This window comes from Aquirufa beregesia (assembly GCF_011090385.1).
In the GTDB taxonomy this organism is placed as follows: Bacteria; Bacteroidota; Bacteroidia; order Cytophagales; family Spirosomataceae; genus Aquirufa; species Aquirufa beregesia.
This window is the reverse complement of sequence record NZ_SEWW01000002.1, coordinates 252,105-279,095: the sequence shown is the minus strand read 5'-3', so window position 1 is coordinate 279,095 and position 26,991 is coordinate 252,105. Positions and strand designations below refer to the sequence as shown.

The window sequence follows — 26,991 nt, the reverse complement described above, 5'->3', positions numbered from 1 at the left end:
CCCTATTATGGATGAAATAAATATTTTGTGGCATCAGTTAACTGATTCTGAAACCATCATTCGCTCTGGCTTACTTGTTATTACGCTGATTGTTTTTGCTGAAAATGGGCTGTTCTTTGCATTTTTCCTTCCTGGCGATTATTTGCTTTTTTTAACTGGGGTATTTGGGGGAACAGGTGTCTTAAAAGAACCTCTTTCGGGTTTATTAGCCAGCATATTCTTAGCCGCAGTGGTAGGTTCTCTCGTCGGTTATTTATCTGGGCGATTCTTTGGCAAATCCCTAGAAAATAGACCGGATAGTCTCTTTTTCAAGAAAAAACATTTGGATTCTACCCGAGAATTTTTTGACAAATATGGCTTTATGGCCTTGGTTATCAGTCGTTTTTTACCTGTAGTTAGAACTTTCACGCCCATCTTGGCAGGCATCAGTAGAATGCCTTGGTATAGTTATTTATTATTAAATGTCGTAGGTGGTGGCCTTTGGGTGGGGATATTAGTGACATCGGGCTATTACTTGGGACAGCATTTCCCTTGGATCATTAATTATGTACACTACATTATTTTGTTTTTCTTAGGGATAACCACCTTTACCGTGATTAAAGGTTATTTGAAAATGAGGCAATAATGGAAGCTTTCGCATATGTCGCAGCCTTTTTGATAGCTGGAATTCTATTCTTAGCTATTATTTTAACCCTTGCCAAATGGATCAGGCCGAATCGCCCTAATGTAGAAAAACTCAGTACTTATGAGTCGGGCGAAGCCCCTATTGGCAATGCCAATATTCGCTTTAATCCTCGTTTTTATTTGATTGCACTGATGTTTGTCTTGTTTGAAATTGAACTTATTTTTCTCTTTCCATGGGCCTCCGTTTTTCATCATCCAGACTTAGAAAATGCAAGTCCTGTTTGGTCGAGCTACGCCTTAGTTGAAATGTTTATTTTCATTGGAATATTAGCCTTAGGCCTTGCTTTAGCATGGGTGAAAGGTTATTTAAATTGGGAAAAACCCGTAGCACCAATCCTACCAAACGACAGTCCGATTCCAGATCAAGCTTACCAAAAAATTCGAGACAAATACGGATCGAAATAAGATTAATGTGGAGTAGGAACTCCAATCTTATTATTAATTGTGATCCCCAATACTAGTTCGTGTGAACCCATGGATTGATAGGCTAATCCATTGACATTCAAGTCATACGAATAAGACATATGCATATTATGCCGCAGTTGAACCCCAAACATGGCAGAATAAGATTCCTTATGTCGGTATCCAAAACCCATCCAAAACTGTTGATTGAAATCGGCTTTTACATTCGCTTCAATGGATATGGTTCCTGCTTTATAAAACTTCACCATGGCTGCAGGTGAAACTGTAAAATATTTAGAGGTTCGGATGTGATAACCAAACATAGCAAATAAATTAGGCTTCATGGTTCCCGAATATAAGGCACGCGTCATGACCTTATCATTGTCAAAATCCGAATTGTTTGGCCAATAATACCTCCTACTAAGCGTATCCAAGGCCGCAGGGTCTGAGCGCTCATAGGTGAAATTCTCAAATATCAGCTGATTTGCCGAAAGGCCTAAGAAAAATTCTCGATTGTAATAAAGCACACCTACATTAGCCAATAATTGACCTGCAGTGAGGGAGCCATAAGGAGTGGGTGCCGATGTGATGGCTGTTCCAGCTGGTGGATCTAAGTATAAAATTAATGGATCTCCTCCATCTTTTACATCAAAATTATTCATGTTTAAACCCCTGGAATAATATCCACCTGTTGCTCCCACTGACAACTTATTTTCCCCACCTAAGGATACATGGTAAGCATAAGATCCTGCTACAGAAAAAGTAGACATGGGCCCAAATTGGTCCGCTTGAATCTGTAACCCTAAACCCTGATGAAATTCCCAGCGATAGTCTTTCTTTCTCCGTTTTGTCGGATTAAAAGACCTTCGGATGGTTTTAGACATGTAAGGAGTAGGCCCTGTGGAGGTTCTATCCGACTTATCAATGGCCCAATTGGCTGTGGCATTGAAGGTTTTCATCCCCTCTGATAAACCGACCCACTGCTGGCGATAACCCAATTTAATGTCTGTAAAATCCTCAAATCCAGCAAATGCTGGATTATACAGATAACGATTCATCATGAATTGAGTAACTTGAGGTGTTTGTTGAGCAAAGCCCAAATGCGCAACTAAAAATAAAAAAAGAACGGTGAAAAATCTCATTTGAAAATATAGTACCTCAAAAATCTGTTAAATATATTTAATTTCGCTCGAACTTTCTGGAAAACAGTTGGGTTTTTATATATTAACGGCCCTTTCCATTCAACCATATGCCTATCCAAAGCTACCCGCTATCTCATCTTTCTGCATTCAGCCCTTTACTGCTGGACTATTTAGACGAGAAACCTAATTTAAAAAACTTATACCAAAATAGCCCGAACATCGCTGGCTTTAAAAATCAATTAGCTGATAAAAAGTCTTTCCCTATAGGCCATCGAAAAGCTTTGGTAGAAGTACTTCAAGATCAATACCAAGGTCTGGAAAACGCTCCAGCATTTGAAAAATTACTCGATTCAACTACATTTACCGTAACCACAGGTCACCAGCTCAATCTAATGACTGGCCCATTGTATGTCATTTACAAAATTGTCTCCACCATCAATTTGGCTAAGCAATTAAAAGCGGAATATCCAGCATATCACTTTATTCCCGTTTACTGGATGGCCACTGAGGACCACGATTGGGATGAAATAAATCATGTGCACCTTAACCAAAAGACCTACTCTTGGAATACCCAACAACAAGGAGCCGTGGGGAGATTTACCTTAGAAGGGATATCTGATTTTCTACATTCATTACCCTATTCATTGCCCATTTTTCAAAAAGCCTATAGCCAAAGTAAGACCTTAACCGAAGCCGTTCGATGTTATATGCATGAGCTTTTTGGTGCGGAAGGATTGATTTGCTTGGATGCCGATGATGCTCGATTAAAATCTTTATTCCATCCGATAATGGAAGCTGATTTGTTAGAGCATGTGCATGAATCTTTAGTCGAAAGCCAAAATCAACACTTAAATGATTTGGGTTATAAAACACAAATCAATGCCCGAGGAATCAATTTGTTTTATTTACAAGATGGCATCAGAGAGCGAATTGAAAAACAAGGGGAATATTACCACGTATTGAATCAATCCATTCAGTTTAGTCTTGAAGAGCTGAAAAATGAACTCCAGCTTCATCCCGAGAGATTTAGTCCTAATGTTGTTTTAAGACCTCTTTATCAAGAATGCATATTACCTAATCTTGCCTATTTGGGAGGACCAGCCGAAGTGGCATATTGGTTACAATTGAAAGGTATTTTTGATCACCATCGAGTTCCTTACCCGATTGTTTTACCGAGAAATTTCGCTTTACTTCTGCCATCTGTGGAACAGAAGAGAATAGAAAAATTAGGCATTAAAATCTCTGATTTATTTCTTCCAGAGTCATCATTGATTCGAAAGTATGTGCTTGAAAATACCCTGTATAGTTTAGACTTTCAACAAGAGATGGAGGCTGTCGACCCTATTTTAGAACAAATGGTATGGAAAGCCAAACAAGTAGATCCTACTTTAGAAGGTAGTATATTGGCAGAAAGACAACGCTGGATCAATGGTTTGGAACGAATGGCGAAAAAGCTAAAACGTGCAGAAGAAAGAAATCATGAGACAGCCATTCGTCAAATCCAACAAGTGAAAGCCCGTTTATTCCCACATGGTAACTGGCAAGAACGATACGATAACCTATTAGATTTTTACTTAGATAAGCCTAGTCTAATTCAGGACTTATTAGATAGTTTTGATCCATTACATTTTGAACTTTACGTGATTCCTTTACAGTCTCCCAATGCCTGAAAAACTGAGCCCCTTGGATTTTATTTCCGCTTCTGCTGAAGGGGTGATGTTAGATGTGCGTTCGCCTGGGGAATATGAAAAAGCTCACATACTTGGTGCCATTTCTTTTCCCATGTTCAGTAATGAGGAAAGGGCTGCCGTGGGCACTTGTTATAAAAAAGAGGGTAAGGATAAAGCCGTAGAATTAGGGCTATCCATCGTAGGGCCTAAATTAGCCCCTTGGGTAAAATCAGCTAAAAAATTAGCGCAAGGGAAACCTTTGTTGATACACTGTTGGCGAGGAGGTATGCGCAGTGGAAGTATGGCCTGGTTACTTGAAACAGCTGGCTTACAAGTGAAGTTATTGATTGGAGGATATAAAGCTTATCGTCATTTGGTCCTAAAGACATTGGAAAATCCCATTCCATTACGGGTTTTAGGTGGGAAGACGGGCAGTGGAAAGACGGAAATATTATTGGAAATGAAAAAGCGAGGATTTCAAGTCATTGATTTGGAAGGAATCGCTCATCACCGAGGTTCTGCTTTTGGTCATTTGGGATTAGCACCTCAGCCTAGTAGTGAACATTTTGAAAATGTGCTTTTTCATGAATTACGCCAATTGGATTTACAAAAAACCATTTGGGTGGAAGATGAAAGTAGGCACATTGGTAAGGTATTCATGAATTTGGAATTTTATAACCAACTTCGGGATGCCCCTGTATTATTTTTGGATATAGATGCCCAATACCGTTTACCTTATTTAGTAGAGGTGTACGCTCAATATCCCAAAGAAATGTTGGCAGAAGCCATTGAAAAAATCAAAAAGCGCCTGGGTGGCCAACACTATCAAAAAGCCCTAGCTTGCTTGGAAATGGGAGAATTTGAGGACGTGGCGGCTATCACATTACAGTATTATGACAAAGCTTACTTACATGGATTGGAACAAAGAGACCTGCAAAAAATCCAACGATTAGAGATCCATTCTTTAGATACCCAAAAACAAGTGGAGGCAATTCTTCCACATATTTTGAATGCCTAAAACCTAAACCGAAGATGATGTTACCTTCCGATTTTTTAGATACTATACTTGCAAAACACGAGCAAACACGTGATTTTCCTGCTACTTCAGATATAAAAAAACTATTTACGAAGATTATTCTGACCTTATTTCCAGAGCAAACTCGTAAACATTTCTCTCAAAAAGAAGAATTGATCGCTGTTTGGGAAAGCATAGAGAATGGATTAGAATCCATGTTGCACTCGATGAAAAACGAATTGCCTACAGACCCACATAGCTTAACGCAAGCGTATATGGCTCGCATTCCTAAGGTGTATGATACCTTACTCACCGACGTAGAAGCGATGGTCAATGGTGACCCTGCTGCCAATACCGATTTTGAGGTAATTAGAACTTATCCTGGCTTTTATGCCATGGCATTTTATCGATTGGCCCATGAACTTTGTGCATTAGGAGTTCCATTGATACCTCGTATATTGACAGAATATGCCCATTCGAAAACAGGTATCGATATTCATCCTGGTGCCCGCATAGGCAAATTCTTTTTTATGGATCATGGAACAGGAATCGTCATTGGGGAAACCTGTATTATTGGTGAACGGGTTAAAATTTACCAAGGTGTAACCTTAGGTGCATTATCTGTCGACAAAAGCATGGCTTCTACCAAAAGACATCCTACCATAGAAGATGATGTGGTTATTTATTCAGGTGCCACTATTTTAGGAGGAGATACTACCGTGGGTAAAAATTCAATAATCGGAGGAAATGTTTGGCTCACTAGAAGTGTCGCTCCCAATACAAAAATTTACCATCAAGAAAATACAAAAGTTATCTTAGACTAAAATGAGCACATTATTAGACTTAGTAGGAAATACTCCATTGGTAGAATTGAAACAATTGCACAGCAATAAAAATGTGCGCATTTATGGCAAACTTGAAGGTAACAATCCAGGGGGTTCAGTAAAAGATCGGGCGGCAAAAAACATGATTGAATCTGCTCTAAAACGGGGAGATATTCAACCAGGCATGAAACTCATTGAGGCCACTTCTGGCAATACAGGCATAGCCTTAGCCATGATTGCTTGCTTATACAATTTAGAAATCGAATTAGCCATGCCCGCTAATTCCACACGCGAGCGTGTACTGACTATGGAAGCATTTGGCGCCAAAGTTACTTTAACGAAGAGTATCGAAGAAGCGAGAGATTATGCCGTGGAAAAAGCGGCAACGGGTGAATATATATTATTGAATCAATTCGAAAATCCAGACAATTACCTGGCCCATTATAAAAGTACAGGTCCAGAGATTTACCGGGATACTCAAGGGGAAATTACGCACTTTGTGAGTTCCATGGGGACAACTGGAACCATCATGGGAACCTCCATGTATTTAAAAGAACAAAATCCAAACATTCAAATAGTTGGCTGCCAACCCACCGAAGGTTCTTCCATACCAGGGATTCGTCGCTGGCCAGAAGCCTATCGTCCCAAAATATACCAACCCGAGCGCGTGGACCGTATCATGGACATTTCCGAAGAAGAAGCGGTAGCTATGACAAGGAAACTAGCCAAAATAGAAGGGGTTTTTGGAGGAATGAGCAGTGGAGGAGCAGTAGCCGCCAGTATTCGTTTAGCTGAAGAGCTACAAGAAGGCGTGATTGTTTGTATTATTTGCGATCGTGGCGACCGATATTTATCCAGTAATCTATTTGGAGAGTAAAACGCCTAAAAGCTTGTAATGCGTAGGTTTACCCCAGCGTAATTTCTGACTTCCTTCGATAAAATACGTTTGAACATGGCCATCTGAAAATGTCATCTGCATATTTTTACTGGTTTCAAAAAGAAAATTCTTTTGAGAAACTTCAATCTCCACACGTGTTGGTCTATTGAGCTCATCAATATGCACCATGAATTTCTTTACGGGTAAGCTTTCTCCCAATTTCAAAGAATACCAAATCAAGTCTGGTTCGGATAAATTATCATAGCTTTTTTCAAAAGCTGGTTTATTCAAATCGGCCTCCAAAAATAAGGCCCATTCTTTGGTCCAATCGATATCAGACACCACTTTTACTTCTTTAGCCCCGTCTAGAAATACCGTTTTATGCACTTTGGGTTTCGTTACCTCAAACGATTTGATGTGGGAATTAAGTAAATCTGCCCAAGCAAAATACGTGTTTTTAGGACTCGTCTTAGCTGTCTCAGCACATGAAATAAATAGCAATCCTGTCAATAAACAGAAAAATGGGACAAATTGACGGGTATATAGATTAGAATTTCTCAAAACAAGATCATTGTTTGATGTTAATATAAAGGTACGGATAATCCCTAAATAAGAAATAGAAAAGCCGGCTTTTGAAAAACCGGCTTAATCTGAATATTGTTCAACTAGCCATAACTTCTTCCAAAGGAATTTTGAGCACTTTAGTCAACTGAAAAATCTTAGTTGCGTTAGGATAATGTTTACCAGATTCCCAATAATTATAAGCGCTTTGACTTACTCCTACGGCACTGGCTACTTGTTGTTGGGTGAGTTGCAATGATTGCCTTGATTTGATCAAAGCAACAGAGAATAAATGTTTGGTTTTCATACTATTAATTGGTTAGGTGTTAATACTTAATCAAATGTTTCGAATTGATGTATAAATAACAAATGCCACTTAAAAAAATATCCAATTTTATGATTTTTTTGATATTGCCCCTACATTATATGCAAAAAAATAGCCTGAAATGAGAATTTCAGGCTTAGTAGTAAAATCAAAAAAAGGACTATGCCCAAGAGCACAGTCCTTTCATTACTTAATTTGATATTTATATTTATACCGCTCAAACAACTGAGTATGTTTGTTTTGTAAATCAACAGCCCGACCTTGGATAAAGGCATGACTCAAAACACTTGACTTCATATCCAACAAATCTCCTTGACAAATCAGGATGTTGGCATCTTTCCCATTTTCAATGGTTCCCGTTCTCTTTTCAATCCCTAAAATCTTAGCCGGATTGAGCGTAATAACCTGCAATGCTTCCTCTTTGGTCAAGCCATAAGCCGCTAAAGTACCCGCCATGAAAGGCAAATTTCTTTGTTGAGTATAGCCATCACCTGAATCTTGACTTATACTGACCAATACTCCAGCTTTATACAACATAGCTCCTGTCTTATAGGGTTGATCTACAGCATCATCCTCTGTGGCAGGTAAACTATGTGGCTCTGAAAGTATCACACTCACTTGGTTTTCTTTCAAAATATCCGCAATCATCCAACTATCTGCTCCACCAGCAATGACCAATTTAAAGTTAAACTCTTTGTTCAATTCAATGGCCGCTAACATTTCCTTCACTAAATCACAATGAATGTAGAGGGATTGGCTCCGATCAAATAATCCTTTCACCGCTTCAAATTTCAAATTTACTTCCGCATGTGATTTTTCATTTAAATAAGCTTTCGCTTCTCTGAAAAATCCCTTGGCCTGTTCAATTCTAGCTAAGCCAGCTCTTACAGGATCTCCTGCAGGCGCATTACCACGACGCATGTTATTAGGACGATTGATCAAAGCAGGCATAGTCATATGAATTCCTTCGTCAACCAAATAAGCGGCATCTTCCCAGTTCCACGCATCTAATTGTACGACACTGGAGCTTCCGGTAATCAATCCTCCTTGTGGGACAATCTGAGCTAATAAAACACCATTGGTTCGTAAGGTATTGATCACTTTACTGTCGGTATTGTAAGCCACTAATGATCGTACATTAGGATGTATATCCCCCAATTCTACATAGTCTACCGTGGCACGTGTGGAGCTTACCTCCACTAAACCTAAATTGGTATTGGGAGCAATGATTCCAGGATAAATATGCTTGCCAGTGGCATCAATGTGTTCTACATCTGCCCCTAAGCTAGGGTTTGAATTTTCTATTTTCAATTTCCCCTTCTCTATGATCAAATTGGCTGTTGAAATCACTTGGCCATTTCCCACGTGAATGATAGCTCCTGTAATTACGATTTTCTTTGTCTGAGCAGAAGAAGGATGCATGGTCTCCTGAGCTTGTAGCCCTAAGGAAATCATACTAAGTATAGCTATGAATATTTTTTTCATGTTGATGTCGATTAATTTTCTGTCAATACCATGCGTGATTGGATGCGCTCCCAAAGACTTTTGTCGTGTTGGTGATCTTCTTCGCAATTATTCATTTCCTTGAAAGTAGGTGCTGCAGGACGTGTGCTAGCCCCTCCTTTTTTGGCATTAGCCATTTTTTGAACCAAACGCTGTTTTTCAGCTTTCAAATTAGCCTGCAAAGTAGCATCCAAGTCGCGGTCAAAAACAATCATTCCATCCACAATGGTCTTTTCTGATTTGGCATAAATACTTAAAGGATGCGCAGACCAAAGAACTAAGTCGGCATCTTTCCCTTCCTTAATACTTCCTACACGATCCGCCACATGCAACATTTTGGCTGGATTCAATGTCACCATTTTCAAGGCCTCCTCTTCGCTCATTCCTGCATATTTCACTGATTTAGCGGCTTCCTGATTCAATCGACGAGCCATTTCGGCATCATCTGAATTGATGGCTACATTAATGCCGTTTTTCTGCATTAAATACGCATTTTGTGGAATCGCATCGAGAACTTCCATTTTATAATTCCACCAATCACTGAAAGTAGAGGCATTGGCGCCATGCTGTTTCATTTTATCGGCCACTTTATAGCCTTCTAAAATGTGCGTAAATGTGTTAATCGTAAAATTAAAGCTATCTGCCACCTTCATGATGGAATTAATTTCGCTTTGTACATAGGAGTGACAAGTAATAAATCGCTTCTTGTGTAAGATTTCCAATAGGGTTTCTAATTCTAAATCAATGCGCTTACCTGGTCCTAGTTTTTCATATTCTCTAGCCCGGGTAAAGGCATCTACCAACACTTGCTCCACCCCCATTCGGGTATCTGGAAAACGATTATTGGCCGTATTATAAGAACGCTTCACGTTCTCTCCCAAGGCGAATTTGATGAATGGGTCCCAATTGGCAAACTTCATTTGTTCTGCATTTTGACCCCAACGAAATTTGACTAATTGCGTTTGACCGCCAATGGTATTACAGCTCCCATGTAAAATATGACTGCTTGTTACACCTCCACTCAATTGTCTGTAAATGTCCACATCTTCTGGGTCAATGACATCCGCCACTCGCACCTCAGCCGTTACTGACTGCGAACATTCGTTAATTCCTCCAGTAGCTGCCACATGAGAATGCTCATCGATGATACCTGCGGTGACATGCTTATTGGTTCCATCGATTACTTTAGCTGAAGCATCTTTAAGGTTTTTCCCCACTGAAACGATTTTACCGTTCTTGACCAAAACATCCGTTTCTTTCAAAACTCCTTGTTTTTCATTGGTCCAAACCGTCGTATTTTTAATCAAAATAGTCTCTTGCTTCGGCATACTTTTTTGCCCAAATCCATTGAAGGGATACACCAAGGCTCCTAAGGATTCCTCATCTGCTTTCTTTTCCTTCTTATCTGATTTACTCTCTTCCAAAGCTCCTTCTCGTGTAGCTTTCCAACTTACCCAATCACCTGAAGCTAACTGACCTGTTCCTAACCAATTGGCTCCTTGTTGAGTACCTGTTAAACGAATACGTTTACCTGCTTCTCCTTTTTTAGTGAATACTAAATTGACTAATTGATCTTTTTGACTCAACTCCACCTGAATGGTATCAGTGCCTTGTAAAGTCGCTTTTAAGTCCGATTTTACTAATAAAGTATATTTCTCTGCACCCAGTTGGAATGCGTATTTCCCCATTAAATTGGACCAAGCATCTACCTGTACACCATAGCCATTTCCTTGAACCCAGTTTTCCACAATTTGAGTTTTCTCTTGAAAAACAGGTCCTGTCGTAATCAGAAAATTGGCCAATTTACCTACTTCCAAAGTTCCCACTTGATCAGCTATACCTAAGAGCTGCGCTGGACTCGTAGTTAATGCGTCCATGGCTTTTTGCTCGGAAAGTCCTAGCTGAATAGCTTTTTTCAGGTTCGATAAAAAAGCGGAAGTTTCTTTCAATCCATGAGCAGTTAAGGCAAATGGAATGCCTGCCTTTTCAAAAGCGGCTGGGTTTGTAGGAGCTAATTCCCAATGCTTTAATTCTGCTACATTGACGAAACGAGCATCCGTAGGGTCTTCTAAATCCATCGCTTGTGGAAAAGCCAATGGCAAAATGAAGCTCGCTTTAGTCGCTTTTATGTCATCGATGCGCTGGTATTCATCTCCAGCAGCTTTAATGATGTATTGTATACCAAATTCATCCCCAATTTTATCTGCACGTAATGCTGACCATTTATCGCTCACCTCAAAAATCTGAGGTAAAGTTAGATTCTCATTGAAAGAAGATAAACTCAGATTCAACCCTTCCTTCGCTGGTTTAGATTTATACCATTGGGCATCCAAAAAATTCTGTCTCAATAAAGCCACACTTCCCATTAAGGAAGTTGGATAATCTTGGGTAGATGATCCTTTGCTAAATGAATAATGTGCTGATGCTTTTTCTTTTAATATGACTAAATTCTCTTTTTGATTAGCCAAAGTCACAATAGCACCTGCTCCTCTCGAAATCCCATCCATTTGGTGAGTTAAAACAACTCCAAATCCTGATTGTCTTAATTCCTTAGCTTTGACTTCATTCACATTGAACAGTTTCACATGAGTAAGTTCTGACTTCAAGGCTTGATTCCAAGAATATGGGCCTTTGGTATTGGATAGCATCTGAGCTGGACTGCGGAAGTTCGCCCCACCACCTGCAATTGCCGGGGTTCCATAGTCGCTATACATATCAATGAAAGAAGGATAAATATACTTTCCTTGACAGTCGAGTACTACTGCATCTTTGGGAATGGGAATATTGCTTCCTACTTGTTCAATTTTTCCCTGACGAATAATCAAAGTAGCATCTGAAATCGTCGTTTTTGAATCCTTCACGATAGTCGCATGTGTGAAAGCATAATATCCCTGGCGGGGATTAGCGACATCATTTACGGGATAGGTTATTTGGGCCACCAAAGGACTACTGATAACCCATAAGAAGGCCACTGCCCCCAAAGTAAAAAGGTGTTTCATAGTAAGTTTGTTAATGAATTTTAAAGATAATCATTGATTGGCTTTTCTTAACCTGATTTGCCATTTAATTGTTTTTTAGTCGAACTTGTTTCTTGCCATAGTACTTGGCAATACATTTACACCACAAATGACTGGAATCTGTAGAAATTTCCTCATTAAATAGAAAGGCCGATTTTGTCTGAATGGCAGCTATCTCAACAGATTCAGCCTTATTTTGTTGAAGTGCCACAAATCTGGCTCTTTGCTCCTTGGCAAATTGAAAAGCTGTTCCAGAACTTATTTCTGTTGCCATCAAATAAGCACTTTTACTAAAATGCATCATAGGCAAAATCAATAACATGATGATGAGCTGAATGGGAAATTGGGCTTTACTCGATAGAGACCAAGGTAATTTTTGGTGCAAGACAAAACTCAAATAACTTGATCCTAACAATAAATACATAAACAAAAGACTCAAGGTACGATTAGGGATTCCCGTTTCGTCTAACGCTAAGGATATCGGTAAAAAACTCAGATAATAGCCTAGGATCAAAATGCCGAAAAGTCCGAAGAAAAGGGGCCAAGACAGGGGATATTCCTGTTTTTTACCTGTGCCAAACAAGATAATCCAAACATTCATGAGCCAAAATAAAGGCTCTTTTAAAAATAAATAAAACTGATGAACAGCATTTTTAGCGGCTTCCACTAAGCCATCGACCAAAGCAATATGTTTGGTAGCACGAATGGCATTTCCTGGTGCCAAAATAACCAAGGCTAAACCAATCAACCAGACAAATCCTAAGACCCAAAGTTCGGGTTCAATCCGTTTATTTTTAATGACTCGATAGAGTTGCAAGCAGCCAAATACAGCCGAAAAGAATATCATGGTGATTTCACTACTCCCAATCAGAAAAAATAACACGAGGGGTAAGATGAAAAAGCGGATCCACTTGGCTTTTTCAAAATAATAGAGATTAAAAAACAAGATGACTAATTGAAATGATAGGGCATAAAAAAGGCCTGAAAACCAAAAATACCATTCATAAAAACCTGGAATTGTGTACCAGCCAATAGCTTGAAAAATGAGAGCACTCCATAGTACTGTAGGATTCCACCATGGCTTTTGATAGATATTTTTACTTAAATAAATGGCATTAGCTAAACCCAAAGCCATGACAGACCAGGTTCCCCAAGTAAAATAATCAAAATCAGGACTAAAGATTAATGGATTTAAGTGCAATATCACATTACCAAAATAACGTCCACTCCACCCGATGTAATATTGGTAGGCCCCACCTAAGATTCCATACTCCTTTCCTACCCAGGCAAAACAAAAATCATCGGTGATATTAGGGCCATTGGCTATTGCCATACTTCCCATTAAATAGGCCATCATACCCCAAAATAGTAAGCCCAACAAAAGAAGGACGAATGGTTTCACATCGGTTTTGGGAGCTAACGTATTTGGCATCATCTTGTATATAGAACCCTATTCTGGGAAGGTATGGGGTAAAAATACACATAAAAAACAGAAAAAATAGCCCAACAGTAGCAGGAATCACGAGTTGGAATGCCTACATACTATGCTGATTTGCAAATAATTTAATGAGGTATTGAAATCAAAGAAATGAATAAATTTAAAAATATTGATACCTTGTACATGGTTTCCTAAATATATTTGTCAGAAATTTTCAGCTAGGGAAAGAAAAAGCATATCCATGATTCATCGAATTTTAATTTTTTGTTGCCTCTTAAGTTTATGTATCAAAACAGAATTGAGTGCACAGAAAATTGGCGATTTTGTATTCAATAAATTACCCCAGAACTACCACTTTTATCCTAGAGATGATAAAAACAAAGCTGATATCGTCATTGCGGCCGATATAACCAATAAATCCATTACCGCAGTATCTGTTAAGGTTTTACGAAATGGAAGCTTATTTAAGTATGCCAAAAGTGCCTTAACTGCCAATAATCCCTTTAAAAACGACCTTACCATCAATGCGGAACTAGCAGAATATGATGTAGAAATCTACCAGTTTATTGGCCTTGATTCTAGTCTAGTTGTCCAAAGGAAAAACATCGTAGCGGGTGATGCCTTTTTAGTCAGTGGTCAGTCTAATGCTTGGATTGGTCCCATCGACGACAAAGTTTTTCAAGGAGAATACCTCCGTTCATTTGGTGCAGTTCAGGCTCCCGACAATTACGGCCCCTATAATGTAGCGGATACACTTTGGTCGCTAGCCACGGACAGAGCTAGGGTGGGTCCATGGGTTTCCGAAATAGCCAAATACTTAATTGAATCAGAAAAAGTCCCTTTTTGCTTTATTAATTCAGCGGCAGGAGGTTCGGCTATCGACTTCCATTTAAATTTGGATGGCGATTTGAAAGCCCCTTATGGTGGCAATATCATGCTGTACAAAGCGATGAAAGCGGGGGTTATTGATAAGGTACAGGCCATTATTTACCGACAAGGTGAGGCGGAATCGACACTTCCAGTAGGTAGTCCATTTGATTGGTGGTGGAAATTTGACCAGTTAAAAACGAAGTACAAGAAGTTCTTTCCTAGTGCGAAATATGTCTTTTGTCCACAGACCAACGTCTACGAATTTCAATATTCTCCAGCTGCTTTGGTGCGCGAAAACCAACGAGCCCAATACACCAATGATCTATATATCAAGTCTTTCGCTACGGTGGGGACCAAGCAGTTTGATGGCCTCCATTATGGAAATGAGGGGTATCGTCAAAGTGGATTCGAATTATTCCGAATCATTTCAGCCGAAATTTACAAACGCCCTTGGGACAAGCAAGTATATAGTCCCAACATTGTCAAAGCTTACTTTAAGTCAAAGACAGAAACGAGAAAACTGTATTTGGAATTTGAGCAAGGACAAAATATGGTGGTTCCAAGTGATACTACCTTTATTGACCCGACGGGTAAGAGCCAGAAGCGCAACATGAAAGATAATTTCTTTTATGATGGTATTAATGCAGTAAGTGCTGCTAAATTCATAGACAATATTGAAGTAGAAGGGAACAGGGTCATCCTCCATTTAAATCAAGAGTATCCCAGCGAAATCATCAGTTATTTACCAGACTATTTTAGAGAGTTTTTTGCCTTCAATAAATCTCCTTTCCCTGGGCCATTTATTAGAAATAAAGCTGGAATGCGAGCATTTGCTTTTTCTTCTATTCCCATTGTTCGCTTAGACCAAAACTTCGAATTCAGTATTGGCCCAAATCCTGCGGTAGATAAAATCACCATTCGTTGGCAAAATATGTCAACAGGCGCGTTGAAAATTTACGACATGAAAGGTAATATCGTCTTTGAAGACAATTACCTAGCTGTATTTTTTAAAGATGTAGATTTGTCCAAATTACCTGCTGCCAATTACTTTTTAAGTACTACTGGGCTTGATGGTTCCACCATCACGAAACGTTTAGCCGTGATTAAATAGAACTTATTGAATTTCATGGACATCGTCGATGAAAAAGCAATAATCATGTTTTTGCATCCCAATTTTAGGATAATAGCCTCTGGCAGCTGGGGCGGCTAATAGGATCAGTTTGGCTCTAGGATGCATATTTTTAACCTTTTTCAATAATTGCTTCCCAATTCCCTGATGTTGATATGCCTCATCTACTGCCAAATCTGCTAGATAAGTAGTAAACACAAAATCTGTCATACCTCTGGCTAAACCTACTAATTTCTCCCCATCATAGGCTCCCACATATACATTGGCATTATCTAGCATCAATTGCATCGCTGCCACATCATGCAGGGGTCTCCTTTGACCTAAAGTAGATTTATCCAAAATCTCCATGAAAGTTTCTACTGTCAATGAAGGAATTTCTTTATAGCTAATTACCATTTTATCAACATTTATATTCTCCAAATCTACTTTTCAATACGTGAGACTATTTTACCAAATCATTAAAAAATGAATCAGCGAATCATTTATATAAAAATGCTAGTAAATTGAGCCTTCAAAACCTTTCACTATGAAAATCCATTTCTCCAAAAGCCTGTGCTTATTAGGCTTTTTCTGTGCACTAATTATAGGTCATGAAGCAATAGCTCAAGTCCCTAGCAAATTACAACAAGATTTACAGAAAAAAAGGGTAAGGCTTCCCAATGGCTGGAAATTATCTCCTCATGGAAAATCCCTTTCTCTAGGTGATTTACCTTTAAATTTAGCGGTATCTGCTAACAAGCAATGGATGGTAGCCACGAACAATGGACAAAGCATTCAAAGTTTGCAATTAATTGATACCAGGTCGAATGAAGTGGTTCATAGTATCGAGGTAGCAAAATCTTGGTATGGAGTAGCCATTGCCTCAGATAATAAAACCGTTTATGCATCTGGTGGAAATGACAATAAGGTGCTAAAGTTTGAAATCAGTAATAAGCAACTCATTGCGAAAGGTTCTATTTCATTAACAGACAAAGTAAAAGACATCATCTCTCCTACTGGGATGGCCTTGGACGATGAGCGTGGGATTTTATATGTGGTTTCCAAAGACAATAACAAGCTCTATTTAGTGGATGTTCGCCAGAATAAAGTGAGTGACACTTTTCCCTTGCCGGCAGAAGGTTTTACTTGTTTGCTAAGTCCTAAGCGAGATAAATTGTACATCTCTATTTGGGGAGGTGCACAAATTTTACCCTTCAATTGCCAAACAAAAAGCTTTGACAAAGGCATCGCAGTAGGAGATCATCCCAATGAAATTTTACTAACTAAAGACGGTAACACCTTATTTGTTGCCAATGCTAATGATAATTCGGTATCAGTCCTAAATACTCGTACCAACCAAGTGATAGAAGTATTAAATGCAGCCTTATTTCCCAATGCCTTGGAGGGCTCTTCCACGAATGGATTGGCCCTTTCTGAAGATGAGGAACGATTGTATATATCCAATGCTGACAATAACTGCTTAGCCGTATTTGAGGTTGAAAAACCAGGAAAATCGAAATCGTTAGGCTTCATTCCAGTAGGTTGGTATCCTACTGCCGTAAAAGTGATTGGCAAAACTGTTTATGTAGCTAATGGAAAAGGCTTTTCTTCATTTGCCAATCCAAAAGGACCAAACCCGTTAGCTAAAATTCAAAAAGTCACTTATCAGCAAGCAGATAATGAGAAAAAAGCTAAAGTAGAATACATAGGTGGTTTAATGAAAGGAACCATGTCTTTATTCCAAGAGCCTTCTGACGCTGAATTAGCTATTTTATCCAAAGCTGTCTATACCAATACCCCATATAACAAGCAGATAGAGCTTCAAGCCAAAGGTGAAAAAGGGAATCCTATCCCAACCAAAGTAGGTGGAAAATCTCCTATCAAATATGTGTTCTATATATTGAAGGAAAATCGTACTTATGACCAAGTATTAGCGGATGTGAAGGGAGGAAATGGAGATTTGTCTTTGCTTTTATTTGGCGAAAAAGTAACACCTAATCAGCATAAATTAGTTAAAGACTTTGTTTTGCTAGATAATTTTTATGTGGATGGAGAAGTAAGTTCTGATGGCCATAACTGGTCTACATCCGCTCATGCCACGGATTATTTGGAAAAAACATGGCCGACAGGATATGGCGGCAGAGGGGGTAAATATGACGGAGAAGGAAATCGAACCATTGCTAATCCCAAAAATGGTTTTATATGGGATTTTTGTAAAAGAGCAGGCGTCTCCTACCGTACTTATGGAGAATTTGCCGATGATTTCAAACCTAATATCCCTTCCATTGAAGGTCATTTTTGCCCAGATTTTCCGTCATTTGACCAAAAAATTATGGATACCTTGCGTTTCAATCGCTGGAAAAAGGAATTTGATGCTTTATTAGCAAAAAACCAGGTTCCACAATTCAATTCCTTGAGATTTCCTAATGACCATACGGAGGGTCAAAAACTGGGTTCTTACACACCCACAGCTTTTGTTGCGGAAAATGATTATGCCATTGGTTTATTTGTAGAGCATTTATCCAAATCCAAAATTTGGAAAGAAACGGCTATATTTATTGTGGAAGATGATGCCCAAAATGGATCTGACCACGTAGATGCACACCGCACCACAGCATATGTGGCTGGCGGATTTGTAAAACGTGGTTTTGTAGATCACACGCCATATTCTACTTCTTCCATGCTAAGAACCATGGAGTTGATTTTAGGAATTCCTCCCATGAGTCAATATGACGCTGCCGCTACTCCGATGTACAAATGCTTTACCTCGAAAGCCGATGTTAGACCTTTCCAACACATCGCTCCACAAGTAGATATTTTTGAAAAGAATGTAGCAGATAATGCAAGTGCACGTCTAAGTGAAAAACTGGATTTCTCCATGGAAGATGCCATCCCTGATTTAGTGCTAAACCAGATAATCTGGAAGTCGGTTCGAGGAGAACATTCTGAAATGCCAGCACCACGCAGAGCAGCTATTTTAAATACGAAAGAAGACGAGGAAGATGAGGATTAAGTTTACACTTTTTATTTTACTGATTTTAATGAGTCAAAGGGTGTCGCTTTTAGCCCAAAAAAACGCGAGCGACACCTTACAAAATATTGTGGTTAGTGCTAGCAGAAAAGCACAAACTATTCTACAAAGCCCCTATTCTTCTCAAGTTTGGACAGACTCTAGTATCCAACAAAAAAGTGCGAGAACGAGTCCCGAACTGTTGATGAATATGCCAGGAATCTTCCTTCAAAAAACCAATCAAGGGGGAGGTTCCTTATTTGTAAGAGGGCTTACGGGCAATCAAACCTTATTGATGTTGGATGGAATTAGGTTCAATAATTCCACATTTCGATATGGCCCAAATCAATATTTAAATACCCTAGACCCCTTTACCTTAGAAAGAGTAGAAAGTGTCATGGGTTCAGGTGCTGTGCAATATGGATCTGATGCTTTAACGGGTGTAGTTCATCTGTATAGCCAAAAACCACAATTTAGTTCAAGACCATTCTTGCAAGTAGGACTTCAGAAAAGGTGGGCTAGTAACGACATGGAAAACTCTTACCAAGGAAAAATCATGTACAGCCAGAAAAACTGGGGTTTGTTAGTCTCTGGGTCTAGCAAAAAGTTTGGTGATTTAATCCGGGGTAACCAATTAGGCGCTCAAAGTCCAAGTGCTTATAATGAAGGCTCATCCATGTTTAAATTTAGGCATCAAGCTAGTAAGTATTTTGAATGGGAAGCAGGCTACCAGCAAATGGTTCAAAAAAATGTTCCTGTTTATCACAAGGTCGTATTAGAGAACTTTGCCATCAACGAGATGGAAAAACAACAATATGAGAGAGTGTATTGGAAAGGTACAGCTAGCACACAGTATGCTTGGGCACAAAAAATTACTGGAATTGTAGCCTTTCAATCAAGTTTAGAGAATAGAAGGGCCCAGAAAAATGCTAGCCCCACCCTACGTGTAGAGTCTGATCAAGTCAATACACGAAGTCTCAGTATCGATATAGAAAGCCAATGGACCCAACATTGGTCGTCGACCTCAGGCTTTGAAATGTATCACGATGGAGTTGCTAGTTCACGTTCGGATATAAACCAATCCTCACAAAAAATCACCCCTTTGAGAGGGCTATATCCCGACCAATCCAAGTACGAGCAAAGTTCACTTTTTTCTTTACATCATATCCGTTTAAGCCAGTACCAGGTTGAATTAGGCTTGCGCTGGCATCAAGTGAAAGCCACTTTACCGGATACGACCCTAGGATTAAGTATCGTTCAAAATCAGGCATTGGTCTATACAGCAGGCATAAGCCGATTTATAGGATCGAACTCTTCGGTCTATCTTTCCAGTAGTTCAGGATTCCGCTCTCCTAATTTGGATGATTTAGGAAGCTTGGGCATTGTCGATTTTAGGTATGAAAAACCGGCTTATGAATTAAAGCCTGAATATTCTTTGAACTTGGAACTAGGTTATAAATTTGAAAATTATCGTTTCCGTCAGCAAATTTCCGTTTTTAGAACTGGCCTGAATAATTTAATTACCCGAGTGAAAACTAACACGGTGATTCAAGGCTATCCTGTGTATGAAAAAAGGAATGTAGAAGAAAGTTATTTGGCTGGAGGAGAATGGTCAGGGCTTTACAAAATCACTTCAAGAAGTGCTCTTCAAGGGCAATTATCTTATGTATTTGGCCAAAATTTGACACAAAATGAGCCCATGCGTCGTATTCCTCCTTTGCATGGTTCTATTCAATACCTTATTCAAACAGGACGTTTTACTTCTCAAATTGAGCATGTTTTTGCTTTTAGTCAAGAGCGCTTGAGTGCTGGAGATAAATCAGATAACCGGATGAATCCATTGGGTACAGCTGGCTGGGGAGTCATGAACTTACAAACTACTTATGCACGTAAACATTGGCAATTAAGTCTTCAACTTCAAAATCTAGGTGATGTGGATTACCGCATGCACGGATCAGGCATTAATGGCGTAGGGAGAAGTGTTTGGGGGCAGTTTCTTATTTTAATGTAGAATGAAGAATGTAGAATTATTATGAGCACACATTCCCTACAAGCTAAATTTAGTACTCATTCATTTACTCACTAATTCCTAATAACTAATCCCTATAAATTATTTTGATGCTGCGTTCATCATGTTGGGCAGGAGCTGAACGACGGGATTTACTTTCAAAACAATTCTACATTTTACATTGAAAGGTTAATCCCAACGAAAGATTGGAGCGAAGCTTGAGCGAAGCGGAAGGCGGATATTTGACCCTGCGCATAGGCCATGTGCGTAATCGTCAAAGATTAAAGCCGTAAGCGGAGTGACAATCGGTTCTGCAAAGCGGAATTCGTCTTAGATTAACCGTATTCCCTTCTGTTTTTTTTTGTTTCTTTTTTTATGAAAAAAAAGAAATACCATGAAAAGCATTATTCTAACAATGTTACTGATAAAAGGAAACAAAATAAGCCAAACCTTTATTGTTTCATCATTTCACTAGGATTTTCTTTTTTTGAAAAAAAAGAAACAAAAAAACTTCTTTTTTTGTCGTCCAGCAAAGGCGAATTCCGCTTTGCGGAACCGTGATTCTCTCCGCTATCGCCTATATTTTTGACGCCAACGCGCATCGCCCATGCTGAGGTCAAAACCCCGTCTACCGCTGCGTTCATCACATTTCGCTGGAGCTGGTCGAAATTTGTATATTATGAATTATAAATGGTTGTGAGCCATTTTACATTCTTCATTCTAATAACTAAATTATTCTCACTTTCTTCCCCTTTGCAATCTGTATTTCTCTGGAAGCACCATTGACAAATAAAGTAGTTTTACCGCCCGGTACACCTTTGATGTGTAACTTAACCACCTTCCCATTTTTCCAAGCCATATCAATTTCAAATCCACCTCTGGCCTTCAGACCTTTTACTTCTCCTTCCTCTTTCCAATCATCTGAAATAGCGGGTAATAAATATATTTTACTCATGTCAGATTGTACCAACATCTCAGCTACAGCAGCGGCCCCACCAAAATTCCCATCGATTTGGAAAGGAGGATGTGCATCAAATAAATTGGGATATGTCCCTCCGCCACGTCGGTATTCAATCTTTACGCCATCGGGCTCCACATATTTCAACAATTCTCGATACATTTTATAGGCATGATTCCCATCCTTTAATCTTGCCCATAAATTGATTCTCCAGCCTTTAGACCATCCAGTGGTTTCATCCCCTTTAATTTCCAATGTCCTTTTGGCAGCATCCGTCAAGGTAGGTGTATTTTCCACCGTCAAATGTGTTCCTGGAAACAAACCAAATAAATGACTTTGGTGCCGGTGGGTAGGTTCTACATCTTCCCAGTCAAAATACCATTCTTGTAAATTTCCTTTTTTGCCAACTTGATATGGATATAACTTTTTTAATGCTTCTTGTAGCTGCTGACTAAAGGACGCATCTTGTTTTAGTATTTTATCTGCTTCAATGAGATCCTGAAATAACTCACGAATCATGGCCAAATCAGCCGCTCCACCATAAGCTGTTTCTCCTTGGTAGCCGGTAGGTGTTATAAATCTATTTTCTGGAGAAGTAGATGGAGAAGTAATCAAATTTCCTTTTTTGTCGGGAATTAACATCGCCAAACAAAATTCTGCCGCCCCTTTCATTAATGGATAAGCCTTATCTTTCAAGAATTTATCGTCTTTGGTAAAACTATAATGTTCCCATAAATGGGTTGCTGCCCATGCCCCTCCCATGTACCAGTTAGCCCAACTTGGCGAGCCATTTCCAAAGTCCCCTACGGGATTCGTCATGGCCCAAATGTCTGAATTATGATGTACGGTCCAGCCTGGTGCATCATAAAAGGTCTTGGCTGTTATTTTTCCTGTTTTCTCTAAATTTTCAATGAAGCTTAAAAAGGGAGCATGCATTTCCGACAAATTGGTGTTCTCCGCCAGCCAATAGTTCTCTTCGGCATTGATGTTCATGGTATAATTACTGCTCCATGGCGGTTGAATATGCGGGTTCCATAATCCTTGTAAATTGGCTGGAACACCTAAAGTTCTAGAACTTGAAATCAATAAGTAGCGACCAAATTGGAAATATAATGTTTCCAAATAAGGGTCTTTCCCCCCTTTGGCATATCTTCTCAGTCGGTCATCGGTAGGTAGCTCAGGAGCCTGCTCTCCTCCTAAACGAAGATTTACCCGTTTAAAAAACTGTTGATAATCCTGAATATGTCTAGCCCGCATTTCGACTACCGTTTTACGACTAGCCACTTGTAATTGTTCTTGAGCAATGGCATCATCATTTAGGCCTTGGCTTTGTGGGTTTTTATCAAAACCATTAAAACTGGTGGCCAATGAAACTAATATAGTTGCTTCGGTGGCATTGGAAAGACTTACCGTACTATCCGTTCTGGCTACTTGTCCATCCGTAGATTGTAATAATACATCTGCCGAAAAACGAGTCCCTTGGTTTTCTTTAAAAATGATAGAATTCCCTTTTTTCCTGACATAATTGGGCTCTGCTCGCACAGGAGCTACCCCTTGAAAATGGAGGTGATTGATGGTTGATTTCGATTTATATTTCAATTGAGAACCGAATCGAACGCTAAAATTGAGGCCTTGGGCTTGAGAACTTTTCAGATGAATCACTAAGATTTTGTCTGGATAAGACACAAAGTATTCTTTAGAAATGGTTTGATTATCCGCATCGTATTTTACGGAGGCAATGGCCTTTTCCAAATCTAGTTCTCGGTAATAATTTTTTACCTGGCTCGCTTTAAAATCGATGTATAAGTCACCCAGTGGCGCATAGGATTCCGAAAATTTACCTTGAAGTTTACGGACTAAAGAATCTGCCAGTTTATAATTTTCTTGTTTGAGAGTTTCCCGAACTGCCGGTAGATGTTTATAAGCTTGGGGATTCATGTAGGGATCCATAGGCTCCCCAGACCAAAGCGTGATATCGTTTAAATGAATTTTATCAGTATCTGTTCCGCCATAGACAGTGGCTCCAATCCGGCCATTCCCTAATACCAATGCTTCCTCAAAGTATTGGGCGGGCTTATTATACCAAAGTTTTAATTTTTTAGAAGCAGATTTTGTGGCTGGCTCTGCGGCCAATTGGACAAATGAGATCCCACTAAAAAGAGCTATCAGTAAACTGAATTTTTTCATGAATTGACTATACTTTATATTGGGCATTTACTCGTTTAACCACAGCTTTCATCTTTTCTAAGCCTGTTTTAGCTACGACCAAAGGGTCTTGAGCATACAATTGCTTATTGAATAATTCTAAGGAAAGCACGACGGGTTGAGCACTAGGTTTTAAAGCATGCACGATTTTATCAATGGGAGCTTCTCCATCACCAGCATAAATTCGATCAGCGTCTTTTATTTGATCCGGCTTGATACTAGTAACATAATCGTTGATATGAAAAATATCGATGGAATTTTCTCCTACCAAATGAAGACTTTCGTGGCTAGAACCACCCTTATAAATATGGAATACATCGAGTAATAAACGTGCCTTGGCATGTCCACTTTCGGCCGCAACAAAAAGCACGTCAGCCACACGATGCAAATTTTTAGAATGGCCCCACATCTCCAATTGAGGAATAACATTCATTTGTTCTCCTAATTCCAAAATCGTTCTGTAGCGCTCTGCGGCAGCTTTTAAATTCAAACCTGGCTCAGTCGTGGCCCCCATGGGAGGAGCAGCAGTACGCTTACAGCCTAGTTCCGCCAATAAACCCATTTCACGTTTTAATTGCTCGATACCCTTACTACGCGTTGTATTATCATCCACAATCCATTGAGCAAAGCCAATGGCATTTTCAATCGTTAAACCTAAATCCGCGATGCGTTTCTTGGCATCGGCTATGGTCCCTCCTGAAGCTATATATTTTTCTAAGGTTGGCATCCAAATTTCAACAGATCTGAAACCGGCTTGAGATGCCACTTCTAATTCTTTTATAAACCCTAAGTTTTGCCCCATGATGGTACTCAGGTTCAAACTCAATCGGAACGTGTTTTTGGATGGGGTATTTTGGGCTGGAGAAAGCTGAGGAACAAGCGCCATACCGGCAGTAGTGCCCGATGCTTTCAATAAATCCCGACGACTCATTTTCATAGGTTATTAAGCTAGGTTAAAATCAGTTTACTTATATCAATTGTGGTCAAAATTGATTCATTTGACTTAGATTTGGCTTAGATTTGTCAACTTTTGAAAAGTTGACAAATCTAGACAAAAATCCAGACAAAAGTCCTGCCGCAAATCTTGACAAAGATTAACAAATCTAGCCTAATATTGGATAAAAAAAAAGACCCTAACTTTCGTCAGGGTCTTTCTAAAATTGAAGTGGTAGAGCCCGGACTCGAACCGGGGACACACGGATTTTCAGTCCGATGCTCTACCAACTGAGCTACTCCACCTCAATTGCCCGAATGCTTTCGGGAATGCAAAAGTAGGAATATTTTTTAAAAATGGCAATCCAGCAAATAAAAAAAATGGAAAAAGCTTGGAATGAGCATTCTACTTGCTGACCCCAACTCTTTTCCCTATTTTTGAAATATGATCCTAAGAACAGAAAATCTGGTAAAAAAGTATGGCCAACGTTTGGTCAATGACCACATTAGCTATCAGGTTGCCCAAGGAGAAATTGTTGGACTTCTCGGACCTAATGGTGCAGGAAAAACAACCTCTTTTTACATTGCTACAGGCCTAGTAAAGCCTAATGAGGGAAAGGTTTGGTTAGATGATCTAGATGTCACACACCTCCCCATGTACAAGCGGGCTAGATTAGGAATAGGGTATTTAGCCCAAGAAGCATCTGTATTCAGAACGCTTACTGTAGAAGAAAATATTTTGGCCGTGCTAGAAATGACAACATTGACCAAAGCAGAACAAAAAGAGAAAACAGAATTACTCTTGGAAGAATTTTCTTTAACTCATGTTCGAAAAAGCTTAGGTCAAGTACTATCAGGTGGAGAACGCAGGCGAACTGAAATAGCTAGGGCCTTGGCTGTAGACCCCAAGTTTATCTTGTTAGATGAACCTTTTGCGGGTGTTGACCCGATTGCCGTGGAAGAAATTCAAAGTATCGTGGCCAAATTAAAATACCGCAACATAGGTATCCTAATTACGGATCATAATGTAGATGAAACTCTTTCCATTACGGATCGCGCCTATTTATTGTTTGAGGGTAAAATCCTTAAAGCAGGCACTCCCCAAGAATTAGCCGATGATGAACAGGTTCGTCGATTGTATTTAGGTAAGAATTTCGAATTAAGAAAGAAACACTAAGTAGTTAGTAGGGATTTTGAATGAAGAATGTAGAATTTCAGTTGTCTTGACATGAAAAAAGAAACACTAGCCATACATAGTACGAACCTAAAAGATGAAACTGCAGCGTCTATTGCTGCTCCCATCTTTCTAAGTACCACTTTTGAGCGTTCAGAAGACGGCTCCTACCCTAAAGGGCACATGTATGCTAGAAATTCAAGCCCCAATAGAGATGTATTAGAAAAAGCTCTGGCCGCTTTAGAAGGTGGTGCTAAGGCATTTGCCTTGGGATCTGGTTTAGCTGCAGTCAATGCTGTTTTTCAATGCCTAAAATCAGGAGATCATCTACTCATGCCCTCTGTTGGATACTATGCTAGTTATAAATTAGCTGAAGAAATATTAGGTCCTTGGGGTTTACAAGTGTCCCAAGTGGATATGACGGATGTAGATGCGGTAAAAAACGCTATTCAACCCAACACTAAATTGATTTGGATAGAGTCTCCTGCGAATCCGATGCTAAGTGTAAGCGATATAGCCGGAATCTGCCAAATTGCCCGAAATTCAGGTATTAAAGTAGGAGTTGACAATACCTTGGCTAGCCCCATTTTACAGAACCCAATTGCCCTTGGAGCCGATATCGTAATGCATGCGACCACCAAGTACATTGGCGGACATTCTGACATATTAGGTGGTGCAGTCATTCTCAAAGAAAATGATGAATGGGCACAAAGAATCCAGCGAGTTCAGATTTTAATGGGTGCTACGCCCAATCCACTGGATTGTTACCTGCTTGCTCGTGGTCTAAAAACACTACCTTTGAGGATGAAAGAACATAGCAAGAATGCCGCCATTTTGGCAGAAAAACTAGAGAGTCATCCTGCTGTGGAAAAAGTTCATTACCCGGGACTTCCCAGTCACCCTCAACACGACTTAGCCTTGAAGCAAATGCCATTCGGACAAAGTGGCATGATTGCCATTCAACTAAAAGCTTCAGAAAATGCCACCCAAAAGTTCGCTTCTACCTTAACTTTATTCCAACAGGCCACTAGTTTAGGTGGGGTGGAAAGTTTAATTGAACACCGTAAATCCATCGAAGGCCCCCAAAGTAATACTCCTGGAAATTTATTGCGCCTGTCCGTTGGACTAGAGCATGTCGACGATTTATGGGACGACTTAAACGCTGCGTTAAATAAATTATAAAAGGAAGATGTTCGTTTATTCGAGCATATTAGTAAATTAACCGTATAGATTCTCCTAATTTCAATCTATACAAATCAGTTCTATA

21 protein-coding genes and 1 tRNA gene are annotated in these 26,991 nt (G+C 39.5%); 11 read left to right on the top strand and 11 right to left on the bottom strand.

Going from position 1 to position 26,991, the window contains the following annotated elements; all coding sequences use genetic code 11:
* Positions 1-7: 7 nt before the first annotated feature.
* Positions 8-625: a DedA family protein gene (locus EWU23_RS05105; RefSeq protein ID WP_166229520.1), complete on the top strand. Its 618-nt coding sequence runs from the start codon at positions 8-10 to the stop codon at positions 623-625.
* The gene (locus EWU23_RS05100; RefSeq protein WP_166229518.1) at positions 625-1,089 is read left to right on the top strand and encodes an NADH-quinone oxidoreductase subunit A; all 465 of its coding nucleotides are present in this window, start codon (positions 625-627) and stop codon (positions 1,087-1,089) included. Before EWU23_RS05105 ends, EWU23_RS05100 begins: the two co-directional genes overlap by 1 nt.
* 2 nt (positions 1,090-1,091) lie before the next feature.
* Here EWU23_RS05100 and EWU23_RS05095 read toward each other — a convergent pair whose 3' ends face one another.
* Positions 1,092-2,228, bottom strand: a complete 1,137-nt coding sequence (locus tag EWU23_RS05095; RefSeq protein WP_166229516.1) for a PorP/SprF family type IX secretion system membrane protein — start codon at positions 2,226-2,228, stop codon at positions 1,092-1,094.
* Between the two features lie 107 nt (positions 2,229-2,335).
* Here EWU23_RS05095 and bshC point away from each other — a divergent pair, with 107 nt between their 5' ends.
* From bshC to cysM, 4 genes are read left to right on the top strand one after another with little or no spacing between them, the layout of a single operon-like run.
* Positions 2,336-3,898, top strand: a complete 1,563-nt coding sequence (gene bshC, locus EWU23_RS05090) for a bacillithiol biosynthesis cysteine-adding enzyme BshC (protein WP_166229514.1) — start codon at positions 2,336-2,338, stop codon at positions 3,896-3,898.
* On the top strand, positions 3,891-4,916 hold the full coding sequence (gene mnmH, locus EWU23_RS05085; RefSeq protein WP_166229512.1) for a tRNA 2-selenouridine(34) synthase MnmH: 1,026 nt from the start codon (positions 3,891-3,893) through the stop codon (positions 4,914-4,916). Before bshC ends, mnmH begins: the two co-directional genes overlap by 8 nt.
* A gap of 14 nt (positions 4,917-4,930) precedes the next feature.
* Entirely contained in the window at positions 4,931-5,737 is an 807-nt protein-coding gene (locus EWU23_RS05080; protein ID WP_166229510.1) for a serine O-acetyltransferase, read from the top strand.
* Position 5,738: 1 nt separating this feature from the next.
* Positions 5,739-6,614 (top strand): cysteine synthase CysM, encoded by an 876-nt coding sequence (gene cysM, locus EWU23_RS05075; RefSeq protein ID WP_166229508.1) that lies wholly within the window; start codon positions 5,739-5,741, stop codon positions 6,612-6,614.
* On the opposite strand, the gene EWU23_RS05070 is transcribed toward cysM, so the two are convergent.
* The 5 genes from EWU23_RS05070 to EWU23_RS05050 all read right to left on the bottom strand — a co-directional run bounded on the left by EWU23_RS05070 (position 6,600) and on the right by EWU23_RS05050 (position 13,455).
* Positions 6,600-7,175: a hypothetical protein gene (locus EWU23_RS05070; protein WP_166229506.1), complete on the bottom strand. Its 576-nt coding sequence runs from the start codon at positions 7,173-7,175 to the stop codon at positions 6,600-6,602. The two genes, cysM and EWU23_RS05070, sit on opposite strands and share 15 nt — an antisense overlap.
* Before the next feature lie 100 nt (positions 7,176-7,275).
* Positions 7,276-7,482, bottom strand: coding sequence for a helix-turn-helix transcriptional regulator (locus EWU23_RS05065; protein WP_109324460.1), 207 nt, complete (start codon positions 7,480-7,482; stop codon positions 7,276-7,278).
* 204 nt (positions 7,483-7,686) lie between these two features.
* A complete protein-coding gene (locus EWU23_RS05060; protein WP_166229503.1) occupies positions 7,687-8,985 on the bottom strand; it encodes an amidohydrolase family protein in 1,299 nt (432 codons plus the stop codon).
* Between the two features lie 11 nt (positions 8,986-8,996).
* Positions 8,997-12,002, bottom strand: coding sequence for an amidohydrolase family protein (locus EWU23_RS05055; RefSeq protein WP_166229501.1), 3,006 nt, complete (start codon positions 12,000-12,002; stop codon positions 8,997-8,999).
* Between the two features lie 64 nt (positions 12,003-12,066).
* The gene (locus EWU23_RS05050; RefSeq protein WP_166229499.1) at positions 12,067-13,455 is read right to left on the bottom strand and encodes a DUF6056 family protein; all 1,389 of its coding nucleotides are present in this window, start codon (positions 13,453-13,455) and stop codon (positions 12,067-12,069) included.
* A 244-nt stretch (positions 13,456-13,699) separates the two neighbouring features.
* On the opposite strand from EWU23_RS05050, the gene EWU23_RS05045 reads away from it, so the two are divergent.
* Complete coding sequence (locus EWU23_RS05045; protein ID WP_166229497.1) at positions 13,700-15,439, top strand: T9SS type A sorting domain-containing protein; 1,740 nt, start codon at positions 13,700-13,702, stop codon at positions 15,437-15,439.
* A gap of 3 nt (positions 15,440-15,442) precedes the next feature.
* Here the strand turns inward: EWU23_RS05045 and EWU23_RS05040 are convergent, their stop codons facing one another.
* Complete coding sequence (locus EWU23_RS05040; RefSeq protein WP_166229495.1) at positions 15,443-15,853, bottom strand: GNAT family N-acetyltransferase; 411 nt, start codon at positions 15,851-15,853, stop codon at positions 15,443-15,445.
* Between the two features lie 130 nt (positions 15,854-15,983).
* Here EWU23_RS05040 and EWU23_RS05035 point away from each other — a divergent pair, with 130 nt between their 5' ends.
* Positions 15,984-18,449 (top strand): bifunctional YncE family protein/alkaline phosphatase family protein, encoded by a 2,466-nt coding sequence (locus EWU23_RS05035; RefSeq protein WP_166229493.1) that lies wholly within the window; start codon positions 15,984-15,986, stop codon positions 18,447-18,449.
* Between the two features lie 28 nt (positions 18,450-18,477).
* Positions 18,478-20,457: a TonB-dependent receptor plug domain-containing protein gene (locus tag EWU23_RS05030; RefSeq protein ID WP_205753083.1), complete on the top strand. Its 1,980-nt coding sequence runs from the start codon at positions 18,478-18,480 to the stop codon at positions 20,455-20,457.
* Between the two features lie 449 nt (positions 20,458-20,906).
* Here EWU23_RS05030 and EWU23_RS05025 read toward each other — a convergent pair whose 3' ends face one another.
* The 4 genes from EWU23_RS05025 to EWU23_RS05010 all read right to left on the bottom strand — a co-directional run bounded on the left by EWU23_RS05025 (position 20,907) and on the right by EWU23_RS05010 (position 24,856).
* Positions 20,907-21,098, bottom strand: coding sequence for a hypothetical protein (locus tag EWU23_RS05025; RefSeq protein ID WP_166229489.1), 192 nt, complete (start codon positions 21,096-21,098; stop codon positions 20,907-20,909).
* A gap of 83 nt (positions 21,099-21,181) precedes the next feature.
* Complete coding sequence (locus EWU23_RS05020) at positions 21,182-23,599, bottom strand: glycoside hydrolase family 95 protein (protein ID WP_166229487.1); 2,418 nt, start codon at positions 23,597-23,599, stop codon at positions 21,182-21,184.
* A gap of 7 nt (positions 23,600-23,606) precedes the next feature.
* A complete protein-coding gene (locus EWU23_RS05015; RefSeq protein ID WP_235942150.1) occupies positions 23,607-24,554 on the bottom strand; it encodes a TIM barrel protein in 948 nt (315 codons plus the stop codon).
* A gap of 229 nt (positions 24,555-24,783) precedes the next feature.
* Positions 24,784-24,856 (bottom strand) — tRNA-Phe (locus EWU23_RS05010).
* 139 nt (positions 24,857-24,995) lie between these two features.
* Between EWU23_RS05010 and lptB the strand changes: the two genes are divergently transcribed.
* Both lptB and EWU23_RS05000 read left to right on the top strand, forming a co-directional pair.
* Positions 24,996-25,727, top strand: a complete 732-nt coding sequence (gene lptB, locus EWU23_RS05005; protein ID WP_166229485.1) for an LPS export ABC transporter ATP-binding protein — start codon at positions 24,996-24,998, stop codon at positions 25,725-25,727.
* Between the two features lie 51 nt (positions 25,728-25,778).
* A complete protein-coding gene (locus EWU23_RS05000; protein ID WP_166229483.1) occupies positions 25,779-26,906 on the top strand; it encodes a trans-sulfuration enzyme family protein in 1,128 nt (375 codons plus the stop codon).
* The last annotated feature ends 85 nt before the right edge of the window (positions 26,907-26,991 follow it).

What these genes read in the sequence shown, in the direction of transcription:
- EWU23_RS05105 (WP_166229520.1), top strand. Translation starts at nt 8, where the DNA reads ATGGATGAAATAAATATTTTGTGGCATCAGTTAACTGATTCTGAAACC.
- EWU23_RS05100 (WP_166229518.1), top strand. Translation starts at nt 625, where the DNA reads ATGGAAGCTTTCGCATATGTCGCAGCCTTTTTGATAGCTGGAATTCTA.
- EWU23_RS05095 (WP_166229516.1), bottom strand. Translation starts at nt 2,228, where the DNA reads ATGAGATTTTTCACCGTTCTTTTTTTATTTTTAGTTGCGCATTTGGGC.
- bshC (WP_166229514.1), top strand. Translation starts at nt 2,336, where the DNA reads ATGCCTATCCAAAGCTACCCGCTATCTCATCTTTCTGCATTCAGCCCT.
- mnmH (WP_166229512.1), top strand. Translation starts at nt 3,891, where the DNA reads ATGCCTGAAAAACTGAGCCCCTTGGATTTTATTTCCGCTTCTGCTGAA.
- EWU23_RS05080 (WP_166229510.1), top strand. Translation starts at nt 4,931, where the DNA reads ATGATGTTACCTTCCGATTTTTTAGATACTATACTTGCAAAACACGAG.
- cysM (WP_166229508.1), top strand. Translation starts at nt 5,739, where the DNA reads ATGAGCACATTATTAGACTTAGTAGGAAATACTCCATTGGTAGAATTG.
- EWU23_RS05065 (WP_109324460.1), bottom strand. Translation starts at nt 7,482, where the DNA reads ATGAAAACCAAACATTTATTCTCTGTTGCTTTGATCAAATCAAGGCAA.
- EWU23_RS05060 (WP_166229503.1), bottom strand. Translation starts at nt 8,985, where the DNA reads ATGAAAAAAATATTCATAGCTATACTTAGTATGATTTCCTTAGGGCTA.
- EWU23_RS05055 (WP_166229501.1), bottom strand. Translation starts at nt 12,002, where the DNA reads ATGAAACACCTTTTTACTTTGGGGGCAGTGGCCTTCTTATGGGTTATC.
- EWU23_RS05050 (WP_166229499.1), bottom strand. Translation starts at nt 13,455, where the DNA reads ATGATGCCAAATACGTTAGCTCCCAAAACCGATGTGAAACCATTCGTC.
- EWU23_RS05045 (WP_166229497.1), top strand. Translation starts at nt 13,700, where the DNA reads ATGATTCATCGAATTTTAATTTTTTGTTGCCTCTTAAGTTTATGTATC.
- EWU23_RS05040 (WP_166229495.1), bottom strand. Translation starts at nt 15,853, where the DNA reads ATGGTAATTAGCTATAAAGAAATTCCTTCATTGACAGTAGAAACTTTC.
- EWU23_RS05035 (WP_166229493.1), top strand. Translation starts at nt 15,984, where the DNA reads ATGAAAATCCATTTCTCCAAAAGCCTGTGCTTATTAGGCTTTTTCTGT.
- EWU23_RS05030 (WP_205753083.1), top strand. Translation starts at nt 18,478, where the DNA reads ATGAGTCAAAGGGTGTCGCTTTTAGCCCAAAAAAACGCGAGCGACACC.
- EWU23_RS05025 (WP_166229489.1), bottom strand. Translation starts at nt 21,098, where the DNA reads ATGAACGCAGCGGTAGACGGGGTTTTGACCTCAGCATGGGCGATGCGC.
- EWU23_RS05020 (WP_166229487.1), bottom strand. Translation starts at nt 23,599, where the DNA reads ATGAAAAAATTCAGTTTACTGATAGCTCTTTTTAGTGGGATCTCATTT.
- EWU23_RS05015 (WP_235942150.1), bottom strand. Translation starts at nt 24,554, where the DNA reads ATGAAAATGAGTCGTCGGGATTTATTGAAAGCATCGGGCACTACTGCC.
- lptB (WP_166229485.1), top strand. Translation starts at nt 24,996, where the DNA reads ATGATCCTAAGAACAGAAAATCTGGTAAAAAAGTATGGCCAACGTTTG.
- EWU23_RS05000 (WP_166229483.1), top strand. Translation starts at nt 25,779, where the DNA reads ATGAAAAAAGAAACACTAGCCATACATAGTACGAACCTAAAAGATGAA.